The sequence below is a fragment of the Azospirillum sp. B4 genome (genome assembly GCF_000333275.1).
Lineage (GTDB): Bacteria > Pseudomonadota > Alphaproteobacteria > Azospirillales > Azospirillaceae > Nitrospirillum.
Genome location: NZ_BACU01000074.1, coordinates 1 through 13,525, shown reverse-complemented (window position 1 = coordinate 13,525; position 13,525 = coordinate 1). Strand labels below are relative to the sequence as shown.

Sequence of the window (13,525 nt, the reverse complement as noted above, 5' to 3'; positions counted from 1 at the left end):
ATTTTTATGGCCGGCGCGCGGGCCGGCGGCGATGTGCAGCACATCAAATATGAATTTATACGTCAAATATAAAAATACCAGGCGGGCACCTGACCCCTGTCCGCGCGGGCGCCGCATGGCAGGGTTCGGGTGGGGAACACCCCGGGGGGATTGGCGCGGCGGTGCGCTGCCGTTAATGTCCGGCCACCTTTGAACACGGGTGCGGAGGACAGGTCATGGCGCACATCATCGACGGCAAGGCGTTCGCGGCGGGTTTGCGGGAACGCATCGGCGCCAAGGTCGCCGACCTCACCAGTCGCCATGGCCTGAAGCCGGGCCTGGCCGTGGTGCTGGTGGGCGAGGACCCGGCCAGCCAGGTCTATGTCCGCAACAAGGGCGAACAGACCCACGCCGCCGGCATGCACTCCGTCACCCACCGGCTGGAGGCGTCGACCACCCAGGCCGACCTGCTGGCCCTGGTGCACAGCCTGAACGCCGATCCGGCCATCCATGGCATCCTGGTGCAGTTGCCCCTGCCGGCGCACATCGACAGCGCCGCCGTGCTGGCCGCCATCGATCCGGACAAGGACGTGGACGGCTTCCACGTGGTGAACGTCGGCCGCCTGGCCGTGGGCCTGCCAGGATTGGTGCCCTGCACGCCGCTGGGCTGCCTGATGCTGCTGAAGGATCACCTGGGCAGCCTGAAGGGCCGCCATGCCGTGGTCGTCGGCCGGTCCAACATCGTGGGCAAGCCGATGGCCCAGCTGCTGCTGCAGGCCGACTGCACCGTCACCATCGCCCACAGCCGCACGGCCGACCTGCCCGCCCTGTGCCGCACCGCCGACATCCTGGTGGCCGCCGTCGGCCGGCCGGAGATGGTGAAGGGCGACTGGGTGAAGCCCGGCGCCGTGGTCATCGACGTGGGCATCAACCGCGTGCCGGCCCGTGACCCGGAAGCCGCCGCCGCCGGCAAGACCCGCCTGGTGGGCGACGTCGCCTATGAGGAAGCGGCCGCCATCGCCGGCGCCATCACCCCGGTGCCCGGTGGTGTCGGCCCCATGACCATCGCCGTGCTGTTGCTGAACACCCTGACCGCCGCCTGCCGCAGCCGCGGGTTGGAAGGGGAGCTGGCTGAGTTCGCGTAAAGGCCCTTGCCCGATCAAGCCGCTGGCCCGATCCTGCGATGAGGGGTTTGGCGGGGGCTTTTTCATGGGCGGGGAATGGCGCAAGGGCTGGTTTGGCCCTCAGCGGGGCGCTGTCACGGTCAAGGGGCTGAGGGGCAGCCCCTCGGGCCGAAAAGGCTGGGTGCTCTATATCGGATTCTTCCCCATCCATCTGACGGTGTTGGCCGCAGCCGTGGTCTTCCATGCCCCTGGACTGGTGTGGTTGAACGCGTTGCTGGTCGCGGGGCTTATCGCGGCTACCCGGCTGCTGTACGACGAAACTCCACCAGCGCCTCCCGCACCGCCATCACCACGCCATCCCAATCCCCCGGCGCCGGTTGATTGAACAGGCGGAGCGTTGGGTACCAGGGGCTGTCGGTCCGGCCCCGGAACCACCGCCAGCAGCTGTCGTGGCGGTTCATCACCCACACCGGCTTGCCCAGGGCGCCCGCCAGGTGGACGACGGAGGTGTCGACGCTGATCACCAGGTCCAGGTTGGCGACCAGGGCGGCGGTGTCGCCGAAGTCCTCCACCTGGCCCATCAGGTCGATCATGGGGAAGCCTTCGGGTGGCACGCCGTCCTTCTGCAGGCTGTAGTAACGCACGCCACTGAGGTCGCCCAGGGGGGCCAGCCGCTGCGGCGCCACGGAGCGGCGGCGGTCCACGGCGGCCAGTTCCGGGCGGTCGCGCCGGGGATTGCCGGCCCACACCAGCCCGACACGCAAGGCTCCATCCGCCGGGTCCAACCGGTCGCGCCACAGCGCCACGTCCACCGGGTCTGCCTGAAGGTAGGGTACCCGGGCCGGGATGGTATCCACCGTGGTGCCGAAGGCCAGCGGCAGGCTCATCATCGGGCATTGCAGGTCGAAGGCGGGCAGGGGCTCCCCCTCCGTCACGATATGGACCACGCCCGGCAGGGGGCGCAGCAGGCGGGCCACCTGCGGCTGGACGGCCAGGGTGATTTTCAATCCGCGTGCCGCCAACAGGGGCAGGTAGCGGCTGAATTGCAGGGTGTCGCCCAGGCCCTGCTCGGCATGGATCAGAATGGACTTGCCGGCCGCCTCCTGGCCCCGCCATTGCGGCTGGGGGAACTGGCGGGCGTAGGGGCTCATCTGGCGGGTGCGCCAGCGCCACTCATACTCCCGCCAGCCTTCGGCATACTGGCCCGCGGCCAGCAGCGACATGCCCAGGTTGTTATGGCTGGCGCCGTAGTCCGGCTTCAGGGCGATGGCGCGACGGAAGCTGGCGATCGCCTGATCCAGCTCACCCTTCGCCTGAAAGATGGCACCCAAGTTGTTGTGGGCCTCAGGATAATCCGGAATCAACGCCAGCGCCGCCTGGATGTTGGCCTGGGCCAGATCCATCTCGCCCTCGGCATGCTGCGCCATGCCCAGGTTGTTGTAGGGCTCGGCATAGTCCGGCTGGGCGTCGATGGCCCGTTCGAAGGCCTGGACGGCCTCGCCCCCTTTGCCCTGCGCCAGAAGAGCCAGCCCCAAGTTGTTGTGGGTCTTGGGATTATCGGGCAGCAGCGCGATGGCGCGGGAGAAGCAGGACTCCGCCTCGGCATACCGCCCATGGACATGCAGGATGATGCCCATGTTGTTGTGGGCGTCCGGAAAATCCGGATTCAGCGCCAGGGCCCGCTGATAGGACAGCAGCGCCTCCGGCGTTTGGCCCAGGGCCTGCAGCGTCGTGCCCAGGCTGCCGTGCGGCACGGGATCGTCGGGGCGCAGGCTGGCCGCCCGGCGCAGATGGGGCAGGGCGTCGTCGTGCCGGTCCAGGTCCTGGAAGACGAGGCCCAGGTTGAAGCAGGCCTCGGCATGGTCGGGCGCGCGGTCCACCGCTTGCTCCAGCCAGGGCAGGGCCTCCTCCAGCCGGCCGGTCAGGCGCAGCACCAGGCCCAGGTTGTACAGGGCGTTGACGTATCCCGGCTTGGCCGCCAGCGCCTGTCGGAAGCCCTGTTCCGCCTCCGGCCAACGTTGCTGCAGGCGGTGGACGACGCCCCGGTTGTTGTGGGCCTCGGCATAGGCCGGCCGCAGGTCCAGCGCCCGGTTCAGGGCCACCAGCGCCGGTTCCAGCATGCCTTGCGTTTTCAGGGCGTTGCCCAGGTTGTTCAAGGCTTCCGCGAAGTCGGGCTTCAGCGCCACCGCCCGGGCGAAGCAGTCGGCGGCGGCGGCGATGTCGCCTTGCGCCTCCCGCACCGTGCCCAGGTTGTTCAGCGCCTCGGGAAAGGCCGGTTTCAGGTCCAGCGCCTGGCCGATCAGGTCCAGGGCCTCGGCCATCCGCTTCTGCTGGAAGGCGACGACGCCCAGCAGATGCAGGCTGTCAGGATGCCGGGGCGCCAGCGACAGGGCCTTGCGGTACAGGACACCCGCCGCCTCCAGCCGGCCGGCCCGGTGCTGCGCCAAGGCGGCGGTGAAGGCCTTTTGTGCCGGTGTCTGGGGGGAAGCGGGGCGGGCGGTCATGAACGGGATCCGGATGTGAAGGTGTCGACGAGCGTGGCGCGCACCGATTGAACGACGGTGCCCCAGTCACCCAGGCGGGGTTGGCGGAACTGGCGCACGGTGGGGTACCAGGGGCTGTCATCCCGGCCGCGTAGCCAGCGCCAACAACTGTCGAAGCGGTTCAGCAGCCAGACACTGACGCCCATCGCCGCCGCCAGGTGGGCGACCGCAGTGTCGACGCTGATCACCAGATCCAGGTTGCTGATCAGGCCGGCGGTGTCGGCGAAGTCCACCACCGTGTCGATCAGGCCGCCCAGGCGGCCCGGCACCTCCGTCTCCGCCGCGTCCTTCTGCAGGCTGACGAAGCGAACGCTGTGCTCGTCCAGCAGGGGCGTCATGGCCGCCAGGCCCATGGAGCGGCGGCGGTCGGCCACGGCGACATCGGGCGTGTCGGCGCGGGCGGCCCCCGCCCAGGCCACGCCCACCTTGGGCCGGTTGTCGCCCGGTGCCTCCGCCGCCAGCCGCCGACGCCAGGTCTCCGCTTCCGCCGGCGCCGCCGCCAGGTAGCGGGGCGAGGCCGGGATGGTGGACAGGCTGGTGCCGAACGCCAAAGGCAGGCTCATCATCGGGCAATGCAGGTCGAAGGGCGGCAGGACCTGGCCATGGGCCACCACGGCTTCCACCCCCGGCAACTGGCGCATCAGCCGCACCAGGGGCAGCGGCACCTCCAGCACCACGCGCAGGCCGTGCGCCGCCACCAGGGGGACGTAGCGGCAGAATTGCAGGCTGTCGCCATAGCCTTGCTCCCCATGGACCAGCAGCACCCGGCCGGCTGCTGGTTCGCCCCGCCATTGCGGTTGGGTGAAGGGGCGCAGGGCCCCGGCCAGTTGCCCGTCGCGCCAGCGCCACTCGAACTCCGCCCAGCCTTCCTCGTATCGGCCGGCGGCCAGCAGGGTCATGCCCAGGTTCTTGTGCGCGGCGGCGTAGTCGGGACGCAGGGTCACCGCCCGGCGATAGTGGCTGATGGCCTGGTCCAGGCGGCCCTGCATCTGCAGGACCACGCCGCTGTTGTTCAGCGCCTCGGGATAATCCGGCCGCAGGGCCAGGGCCCAGTCGAAATAGGCCAGCGCGTCATCCAGCCGGTTCTCGATCTGCAGCAGGTGGCCCAGGTTGTTGTGGGCCTGCGGGTCGTCCGGGTCGCTGGCCAGGGCGTCCTCAAAACAGGTCATGGCCTGGGCCAGGTCGCCCGCGTCGTGATGGGCGATGCCCAGCGCGTTGTGTACCCGGGCATCGAAGGGGGCCAGCGCCAAGGCCTGGCGGTATTGGTCCATGGCCGCGTCCCGGCGACCGTCGGCCTGCAGCAGGACGCCCAGGTTGTAGCGGACGTCGACAGAGCCGCCTCCCGATGCCAGTACCCCTTCCAACCGGACGATGGCGCCGCGGATGGCTTCCGCGCTGGGCATGCCTTCCGCCCCTGGGACCACCGCCATGATACCGACCTACCCCCGCGCGTCATCGCGGCCCCAGGCCATCGGCCCAGGGCTTCCAGGAGGTTAAACGGCGCCGCCCCCGCCGCCTGTCGGGGGTGCGACGCCATGCCCCGTCAGCGGGGCTTGGGCGACGGGGCAGCCGGCTGTTGCGGTATGCCCGCCTGGGGGGCGCCCATTTGCGGGTCGGTCGGATGGGGCAGCTTGGTCAACGGCGCCTTCAGCACGGCGTCGGCACCCACCACCGCCACCGTGGCGGTGCGGCCGGGGATCAGGCGCAGGTCGGCCGGCGGGTTGTCCAGCACCACGCGCACGGGGATGCGCTGGGCCAGGCGCACCCAGCTGAAGGTGGGGTTGACGTTGGCCAGCAGGTTGCTGCCGTCCGACCGTTCCCGGTCCTCGATGGCGGCGGCCACGCTTTCCACATGGCCGGTGAAGGCGCGCGGGTCACCCATCAGGCGCACGGTCACCCTGTCGCCGATATGGATGCGGCCCAGCTTGGTCTCTTCGAAATAGCCCTGCACGTGCAGGCTGTCGCTGTCCACCAGGGCGGTGACCGCCTTGCCGGCGGTGACGTAGTCGCCGGGGCGCAGGTCGAAGTTGGTGATGAAGCCGTTGACGGTCGCCACCACCTCCGTCCGGTCCAGGTTCAGCTTGGCGACGGCGCGGTCGGCCACGGCCTGCATGTACACGGCCTCCGCCTCCTTGGCGGCGGCCACCGTCTGCTCCTGCTTTTCCCGCGACACGGCGGACGCGCTCAGGGACTGATAGCGGTCCCGCTCCAGGATGGACTCGTCCAGGCTGGCCTTCTTGGCGGCGACGGCGGCGTCGGCCTGTTGCAGGGCCAGGGCGAAGCGGGCGCGGTCGATGCGGAACAGTACCTGTCCCTTGGTGACGGTCTGGTTGTCACGCACCAGCACCTCCTCCACCAGGCCGGAGACGTCGGGAGTGACGCCCACGATGTCGGCGCGGACCCGGCCGTCGCGGGTCCACGGTTCCTCCATGTAGTAAATCCAGAAACGCCAGCTCACCAGGGCGGCGATGGCGACCACGACCAGGGTGACGGCCAGGCGGATCAGGGTGGTGATGAGGCTGCGCATGGTGGCGACGTCCAGGGCGATCAGGGGAACACGGTGGGGAACAGGGCGGCGACGCCGCCCAGCACGATGACGTAGATGGCGAAATCGAACAGCGGCCGGTGCCAGACCAGGCGGTAGGCCCCGACCAGGCGCAGCACCCAGCGCACGGCCAGGGAGATGAGAAAGGCGACGACACCCCACACCAGCAGCGGGGAGACGAAGACGCCATGGATGTCCATTTCGCCAATCATGCGGCCAGGCTTTCGGGGCTGGAGGGGGGAGAGGGCAGGTCGGGCGCGCCGTCGGACAGGGCGCGGCGTATGCCGGCCAGGGCCAGCAGGGCCTGGCGCGGCCGGCGGTCGGGCAGCGGCATCAGCGTGGCCATGGCGTCATCGAGGCGGGTCAGAAGGGCGGCCGCCGGCGGCAACTGCCTACCCGCGCGGCAGATGGCCCGGTAATGCTCCGTCAGGGCGGCCAGGGCGGTGTCCACCGCCGCCTGGGCCGGGGGCGGCAGGGCACGGTGCACGCCGCGCAGTTCCATGACGTTCATGCCGGTGCGGATGTCGGCCAGGGCGTCCACGGCCGCCACCTCCGACCCAGGCGGCAGGGCCGCCATGCGGGGCACCAGCAGGCCCATGCGGTCCAGCAGGCGGCCGGCCAGGACTGGGCGCAGCCCCCCCTCCGGCGGCGGGTTCCGTGGATCGGCCAGGGTGCGGATGTCGATCCAGCAGGCCCGCAGGATGCGCCGCGCCCCCCATTCGGCACCGACGGCGCGCACCAGCGCCGTGACCAGGGCCGCGAACCCCATCCCCAGAACCAGGGCCATGGCGCCGTTGAGGTAGGAGGCGAAGTCGGCGCTGAAGGTGTTGGTCAGCCCGGCCAGGGTGGGCATGGTGGCCCCCACCGCCAGGCCCCGCCCGGCCAGGGCCGGGTTGGCGATGACGCGGGCGATCACCAGGAACAGGGGCGCCAGGGTCACCGCCAGCATGACGAAGCCGTCGATGTGCGGCATCACCAGGAACATGTAGAGGCCGGCCAGGATGGCGGCCACGCCACTGTACAGCGCGAAATCGACGATGGCGGGCACCGGGTTGTCCTGCGAGGCGAAGAAGCAGCAGGCGACGACGGCCATCTGCAGGGCGGTGGCGCCCTCCGGCCATTCGGTGGCGATCCAGAAGGCGGCGCCCAGCAGGGTGACCAGGGCGGCGCCCAGGCCCGACCACAGGGCCATGCCCAGGTCGCGATGCATCACCACCTCCGCCCCGGCGCGACCGCCCCGGCGGCGGCGTACCTTGCGGACCCGGCCGCCGCTGCGGATGTAGGCGCGCAGGTCGCGGCAGTCCTGGACGGCGTCCATGAGATCCTTCAGCCGGGCCAGCAGGTTCAGGGTCAGCACGTCGCGCCAGTCGCCGGGCGCGGCGCGCAGGGCGGCGATGCGGGCCCGCAACCCGGCGGTGGTCTCCGCCTGGGCATCGACGTTCGTCACCCAGGCGCCCAGGTCGGCCAGCAGGGCCTCCAGATCCGCGGGCAGGGCGCGGCCATCGTCCTTCAGCGCGCGCACGCGATCGCCCAGGCCCGACAGGATGGGCAACAGCATCACCAGGCGCTGGCGCAGCTGCCGCACCTCCTGGCTCATACCGTGCAGGGGGCTGGTGTCGTAGTCCAGGTGGGTGGCCAGCATCTGCAGTTCGACCGCGTCGGCGGCCAGCCGGCGCCGCTCGGCCCGGATGATGGCGGTTTCCTCCGCGCCCGACATCACCTCCCGCGCCCAGCGGGCGACGTCGGCCAGGAAGGCGTCCACCCGGCCGGTGACCACTGGCCCGATGGCGCGGGGGAAAACCAGGCTGCCGATCACGGTGGCGCACAGGATGCCCACGGTGATCTCCTCCACCCGGGCCAGCGCCACGTCGAACACGGTCCCCGGGTCGGTGACGGTGGGAAAGCCGATCAGGCCGGTGCTGTAGGCGGCCAGCATGAAGATATAGCTGCGCGGCGTGCGGTCCAGCAGGGCCAGTGTCAGGCAGGCCATGGTCCACAAGGCCAGGGCCACGCACAGCAGGGGTGGGGCGTCCACCAGGTTGGGGATGATGGCCACCGTGGCCACGGCGCCGATCAGCGTGCCCAGCACCCGGAACACGCCCTTGGACCGCATGGCGCCGGCCAGCGGCTGCGACACGATGAAGACCGTACCCGCCGCCCAATAGGGGCGCGGCAGGTCCAGGCTGAACCCGATGTAGAGGGCGGCCAGGGCGGCGGCGGCCGTCTTGGCGGCGAACATCCAATCCCCCGCACCCTTCCAGACATCCCGGAAGAGGGAGGAAATCCGGGGCGGGACGGGGGTCACGGCGCCCCCCCCGCCTCAGGGGCCGCTCCACCCAGGGAGCAGCCCATGGCACGCTCCACCGCCGCGAAGACCGTCAGCGCCGTTTCCAGCTGTTCCCGTGTCACCTCGGCCAGCAGGCGCTGACGCATGCCATCCAGAACATCGTCCAACCGGCCGGCCAGCGCGCGGCCCTCCACCGTCAGGTGCAGGGTCTTGACCCGCCGGTCGCGGGGATCGCTGCGCCGTTCCAGCAGGCCGTCCTTTTCCAGCATGTCCACCAGCCGCACCAGTGACGGCCCCTCCACCCCGACGTGATCGGCCAATTCGCCCTGCCGCATACCATCCCCCAGGCGGGCCAGCACCACCAGGGGCAGGGCCGTCGCCTCGGACTGGCCATAGGTCTTCAGCACGGCGTCCGCCTCCCGCCGCCAGCGCCGCGCAAGGTGGCAAAGCGTCAGGCCGAAGGCCCGATGCTGGGGAGACACAAGGGGATGGGGCTCGGTTTGTTCCATACGAAGAACATTAGGATACTAACGATTAGTGTTGAAATGTTCTCGCCTCGGACCAGACCTGCATCCGCGCGATGGCGGCGGAAGGATGGTGGCGGGAGATGGAATCCAAGCTCGGGGTGCCGGACGGGGCTCCCGGAGGACCATGGAGCGTCACGCCGAATGGTCGGGCTGTCCTAGCGACCCCGGCCGCGTGTCACGGTCAACTGAAACGCCGCCATCTCCAGCCTATCGGCGTTCAAGAAGCGGTGGGCACGGGCGGCGATGCCGACATGGGCCGCGGCCGCCCGGCGCAGGCGATAGCTGGGCGCCGTGCGCGCCACCACCGCCAACCCGTCCAGGCCGCGTACCACCAGAGCTAGGAAGGTGTCGTGCCGCGCCAGGCGGGCCAACTGCCAATACAAGTGCGTCGTGCGTTCAAGACGGGTCATCAGCCTCTCCATAGGGAAAGGGCTTCCAAACGGACAGCGCGTGCGGAAGGGGAACATCGGCGGAACAAGCGATGTCCAGACGGTGCCTGAACGGCAACCGCTCGTCAATCCATAAGTTGCCACGCTAGCAACTTTCGCATCAAGGGCGGGTAGTGCCCTACAGCCGACGGCCCACCCAGACGACGCGGCCGATGATGTCGATGTCGGCCGCCGCGCGCTCATAGGCGCGGTGTAGCGGGTTGTCCGACCGGATTTCCACCAGGGGCGGGTGGCTGCCCATGATCAGTTCCAGCCGCTTGATCACCACGCCCTGCCCATCCCACAGGGCGAAGATTCCGGGGGGTGAGGGGGACTGGTCGGCTAGGTTGACCATGACCCGGTCGCCGGGCAGCAGGGTGGGTTCCATGCCATCGCCCCGCACCTCGACGATGCGCACGGCGGCGGCCCGCACCTGCAGTTCGGCGGTCAGGTAGGTGGCGGGAAAGCGCCAGGAGGCGACGGTCTCATCCTCGCGGAAGCCTTGCGGCTGGCCGTCGTCACTGGCCAGGAAGCCACCGCGCCGGTCGCCATAGATGTCGACCTCCGCCACCTCCACGGATGCGTCCTGCCCCCAATCGGCGGGGGCATGTGCCGCCACGGGCTCCAGCAACTCGGCCACGCCGCAGCCCAGGCTGGCGGCGATCGCCATCATGCGTGGCTGCGACAGGCGGGTTCGTCCGGATTCCAGCTTGGAGATCACCGTCTTGTCGGTGCCGATCAGGGCGCCCAGCTGTTCCTGGGTCATCCCCTTGGCTTCACGAAGTTCACGGATGCGGTTGGGCGGGGACATCGTCATGCGCAGAAGTTGCCATAGTGGCGACACGGCGTCAGTTGCCATAACGGCAATAATTTGACAGATGGTTGCCAGTTAGGCACTATTTGGTGCATGAAGCTCGCCGACTACCTCCATGCCGGGAACATCACCGCGGCCGAATTCGCCCGCCGCATCGGCCGCAGCCGCTCCACCGTCGCCCGATGGTGCACCGGCCAGCGCCATCCCGACGCCGCCGCCATGCGGGCCGTCATGCAGGCGACGGAGGGGGCGGTGATGCCGAATGACTTCTTTGGAATCGCGGATGTGCGATAATTTAACCGAACCGCGCCCGCACCCCGTCCGCCGTCGCCAGCGGCCGGCCCATGAGGCGGCACCCCTGGGCGGCGGCGGCGACCAGGGCAGCGTTGTCGGGGGCGAGCGTGCCGTCGGGCAGGTGCAGGTTGTTCTCGAAGCCCGCGCGAATATGGCCGCCCAGGCCGGCGGCGGTCAGCACGCAGGCGTTCTCCCGCCGGCCGAAGGCGCAGACGGCCCAGGGCACGTCGCCGGTGTTGTCGTCGGCGGCATCGGGCAGGGGGGCCAGGAAGGGCAGCAGGTCGCGCGGGTCGCTGACCTGCCCGGCGGTGTAGCGGCCCAGCACGTACAGCAGGAAGTGCGGCACCTGCGGCACCACGCCGCGGCGACGCAGGTCGTGCCAGCGCAGCAGATCCTCGCGGGAATAGAGGATGGTCTGCACCATGACCCGCTCCCGCGCCAGCCAGGCGAAGAAGTCGGCGGCCTCGGCCTCATGCGCGGCGTCGGGCGCCAGTTCGCGGATGGCCAGCGACACCGCTTCCGGCTTCAGGGCGCGGATGACGGCCATCTGGTGCGGCGGATGATAGATGCCGGCGGCCTCCGTCGTCACCTGGATGACCAGGCGGTCGCCCACCGCCTGGCGCACGGCGGCCGTGGCGGCGGCATAGGCGTCGGCGTCCAGCAGATGGCGGCCCTGGCCGTCCCGCACGTGCATGTGGATCATGGCGGCACCCGTCTCCAGGCAGGCGGCGGCGTCCGCCGCGATCTCCGCCGGGGTCAGGGGGATGGCGGGGTGGTCGGTCTTCACCCGGCGCGCGCCGTTGGGCGCCACGGTCAGGATCACGGGATCGGCGTTCATTCGGTGCCCCCACTCATTCCGTGCCACCAATGCTCAGGCGTTTCATCTTGTCGTACAGCGTCTTGCGCGGCACGCCCAATGTTTCCGCCGCCCGTGTCACCTGGCCGCCGCTGGCGCGCAGGGCCTCCTGGATCAGGTGGCGTTCCACCCCGTCCAGGATGTCGGCCAAGGTGCCGCCCCCGGCGCCCGGCGCCTCATCTTCACCCAGGCCCAGCACGTGGCGGTCGGCGGCGTTGCGCAGTTCCCGCACGTTGCCCGGCCAGTCCTTCAGCATCAGGGCGCGCAGCAGCGCGGGCGTCGGCTCGGCATAGGGGCGGCGGAAGCGCGCGGCCGCCTGCAAGGCGAAATGCTGGAACAGCAGGGGGATGTCCTCCCGCCGGTCGCGCAGGGGCGGCAGGGTCAGGGTGACGACGCTCAGCCGGTAATAGAGGTCGGCGCGGAATCGGCCGGCGTTGGCCAGGTCCAGCAGGTTCTCCTTGGTGGCGGCCACCACCCGCAGGTCCACCGCAACCCGGTCGTTGCCGCCCAGCCGCTCCAGCGCCCGGTCCTGCAACACCCGCAGCAGCTTGACCTGCAGGCCCAGGGGCATGCTCTCGATCTCATCCAGGAACAGGGTGCCGCGGTGGGCGTATTCGATCTTGCCCACCCGGCGCTTGGCGGCACCGGTGAAGGCGCCGGCTTCATGCCCGAACATTTCGCTCTCGAACATGCTGTCCGGGATGGCGCCGCAGTTCACGGCGACGAAGGGATGGGCCGCCCTGGGGCCGCCTTCGTGCAGGGCGCGGGCCACCTGTTCCTTGCCGGTGCCCGTCTCCCCCAGCACCAGGACGTCAACGTCCGTGCCCGCCAGGTCGGCCACCAGGCGGCGGGTGCGCACCAGGGCCGGGCTCTGGCCCAGCAGGTGGTTTTCCACCGCCGCGTTCTGGTCCAGCGCCTGGCGCAGGCGCCGGTTCTCCCGCACCAGGGCGCGCTTCTCCAGCGCGCGGCGGATCACTTCCACGAAATGCTCGGTGACGAAGGGCTTCTCGATGAAGTCGTAGGCGCCGTCCTGCATGGCGCGCACAGCCATGGAGACGTCGCCCTGGCCGGTCACCAGAACCACCGGCAGTTCCGAATCCACGGCCCGCACCCGTGACAGCAGGTCCATGCCGCTCATGCCCGGCAGGCGCACGTCCGTCACCAGGATGCCCGGTGTCTGGGGCGACAGATCGGCCAGCGCCGCCTCCGCCGTCGGGTACGTCGTCACGGGCAGGCCCGCCAGCTCCAGCGTCTGGCGCACGGTCAGCCGGATGATCTCCTCATCATCAACGAACAGGACCATGGGCGTGGAATCAGATGCTTGGGTCATTATGCTCAACTGGAACCAAAGGTAAGGTCAGCAGGAAGACGGCGCCCCCATCGGCACCGTCCCGGGCCTCCAGCTGGCCGCCATATTCCTGGGTGATGGCCAGGGAGATGGCAAGGCCCAGGCCCAGCCCCTGGCCACCCGGCTTGGTGGTGACGAAGGGGTCGAACAGGCGGTCGCGCACGGCCGGGTCCAGGCCGGGGCCGTTGTCCGCCACCGCCACCCGCACGGCAGAACGCTGGTCCAGCAGGGCCGGCGTGGCGGTGATGGCGATGCGGGGTGAACCCAGGCCGGCTGTCGCATCCTCCGCATTGCGGATCAGGTTGACCAGCACCTGCTGCAGGCGCACGGGATCGAAGGCCACCGTCACCTCCGGCACCTCCACAGCCACCTCGACCCGCGCCTCCTTCAGCCGGCGGTCCAGCAGGGCCAGCGCCTCCTGCACGGCGCCAGGCAGCGGAACGGGCTGGGCCGGCCCCTCGCTACGGCGGGAGAAGTTGCGCAGCTGGCCGGAGATCTTGGCCATGCGGTCGACCAGGCCGGCGATGTGGCTCAGGTTCTGGCTGACCTCCGCCTTGCGGCCCTGGTCCAGCAGCAGGCGGGCGTTGTCGGCCAGGGCGCGCAGGGCCGTCAGCGGCTGGTTCAGCTCATGCGTCACGCCCGCCGCCACCTGGCCAATCATGGCCAGCTTGGCCGCCTGCACCAGTTCGGCCTGGGCGGCCTTCAGGTCGGCGGTGCGCGCCTCCACCTGGCGTTCCAGATCCTGGTAGGCGCGGTCCAGCGCCGCCTGCGCCAAGCGCT

The 13,525-nt window shown here is 70.3% G+C and carries 13 protein-coding genes; 2 read left to right on the top strand and 11 right to left on the bottom strand.

What is annotated here, in order from left to right; translation table 11 throughout:
• Nucleotides 1-215 precede the first annotated feature (215 nt).
• Nucleotides 216-1,124: a bifunctional methylenetetrahydrofolate dehydrogenase/methenyltetrahydrofolate cyclohydrolase FolD gene (folD, locus tag I55_RS03100; protein WP_044559035.1), complete on the top strand. Its 909-nt coding sequence runs from the start codon at nucleotides 216-218 to the stop codon at nucleotides 1,122-1,124.
• Nucleotides 1,125-1,399: 275 nt separating this feature from the next.
• Here folD and I55_RS03095 read toward each other — a convergent pair whose 3' ends face one another.
• From I55_RS03095 to I55_RS32675, 8 genes are all read right to left on the bottom strand, one after another.
• Nucleotides 1,400-3,607 (bottom strand): tetratricopeptide repeat protein, encoded by a 2,208-nt coding sequence (locus tag I55_RS03095; RefSeq protein ID WP_049973787.1) that lies wholly within the window; start codon nucleotides 3,605-3,607, stop codon nucleotides 1,400-1,402.
• Nucleotides 3,604-5,049, bottom strand: a complete 1,446-nt coding sequence (locus I55_RS38920; RefSeq protein WP_159107097.1) for a tetratricopeptide repeat protein — start codon at nucleotides 5,047-5,049, stop codon at nucleotides 3,604-3,606. Before I55_RS38920 ends, I55_RS03095 begins: the two co-directional genes overlap by 4 nt.
• 140 nt (nucleotides 5,050-5,189) lie before the next feature.
• Nucleotides 5,190-6,173, bottom strand: a complete 984-nt coding sequence (locus I55_RS03085; RefSeq protein WP_044559034.1) for an HlyD family secretion protein — start codon at nucleotides 6,171-6,173, stop codon at nucleotides 5,190-5,192.
• 20 nt (nucleotides 6,174-6,193) lie between these two features.
• On the bottom strand, nucleotides 6,194-6,391 hold the full coding sequence (locus I55_RS03080) for a DUF1656 domain-containing protein (protein WP_252180992.1): 198 nt from the start codon (nucleotides 6,389-6,391) through the stop codon (nucleotides 6,194-6,196).
• A gap of 8 nt (nucleotides 6,392-6,399) precedes the next feature.
• Nucleotides 6,400-8,430, bottom strand: a complete 2,031-nt coding sequence (locus I55_RS03075) for an FUSC family protein (RefSeq protein WP_044559032.1) — start codon at nucleotides 8,428-8,430, stop codon at nucleotides 6,400-6,402.
• A 62-nt stretch (nucleotides 8,431-8,492) separates the two neighbouring features.
• Nucleotides 8,493-8,987, bottom strand: coding sequence for a MarR family winged helix-turn-helix transcriptional regulator (locus I55_RS03070; protein ID WP_083900805.1), 495 nt, complete (start codon nucleotides 8,985-8,987; stop codon nucleotides 8,493-8,495).
• Between the two features lie 173 nt (nucleotides 8,988-9,160).
• Entirely contained in the window at nucleotides 9,161-9,415 is a 255-nt protein-coding gene (locus I55_RS03065) for a hypothetical protein (protein ID WP_148293550.1), read from the bottom strand.
• A 157-nt stretch (nucleotides 9,416-9,572) separates the two neighbouring features.
• A complete protein-coding gene (locus I55_RS32675; RefSeq protein WP_049973785.1) occupies nucleotides 9,573-10,250 on the bottom strand; it encodes a helix-turn-helix domain-containing protein in 678 nt (225 codons plus the stop codon).
• A gap of 90 nt (nucleotides 10,251-10,340) precedes the next feature.
• Here I55_RS32675 and I55_RS03055 point away from each other — a divergent pair, with 90 nt between their 5' ends.
• The gene (locus tag I55_RS03055; RefSeq protein WP_044559030.1) at nucleotides 10,341-10,541 is read left to right on the top strand and encodes a DNA-binding transcriptional regulator; all 201 of its coding nucleotides are present in this window, start codon (nucleotides 10,341-10,343) and stop codon (nucleotides 10,539-10,541) included.
• Between the two features lies 1 nt (nucleotide 10,542).
• Here the strand turns inward: I55_RS03055 and I55_RS03050 are convergent, their stop codons facing one another.
• From I55_RS03050 to I55_RS03040, 3 genes are all read right to left on the bottom strand, one after another.
• Nucleotides 10,543-11,379, bottom strand: a complete 837-nt coding sequence (locus I55_RS03050; protein ID WP_044559029.1) for a 3-keto-5-aminohexanoate cleavage protein — start codon at nucleotides 11,377-11,379, stop codon at nucleotides 10,543-10,545.
• 13 nt (nucleotides 11,380-11,392) lie between these two features.
• Nucleotides 11,393-12,700, bottom strand: a complete 1,308-nt coding sequence (locus tag I55_RS03045) for a sigma-54-dependent transcriptional regulator (RefSeq protein ID WP_376739163.1) — start codon at nucleotides 12,698-12,700, stop codon at nucleotides 11,393-11,395.
• A gap of 10 nt (nucleotides 12,701-12,710) precedes the next feature.
• Nucleotides 12,711-13,525, bottom strand: an 815-nt coding sequence (locus I55_RS03040; RefSeq protein ID WP_044559027.1) for a sensor histidine kinase, incomplete at its 5' end; no start/stop codon positions are given.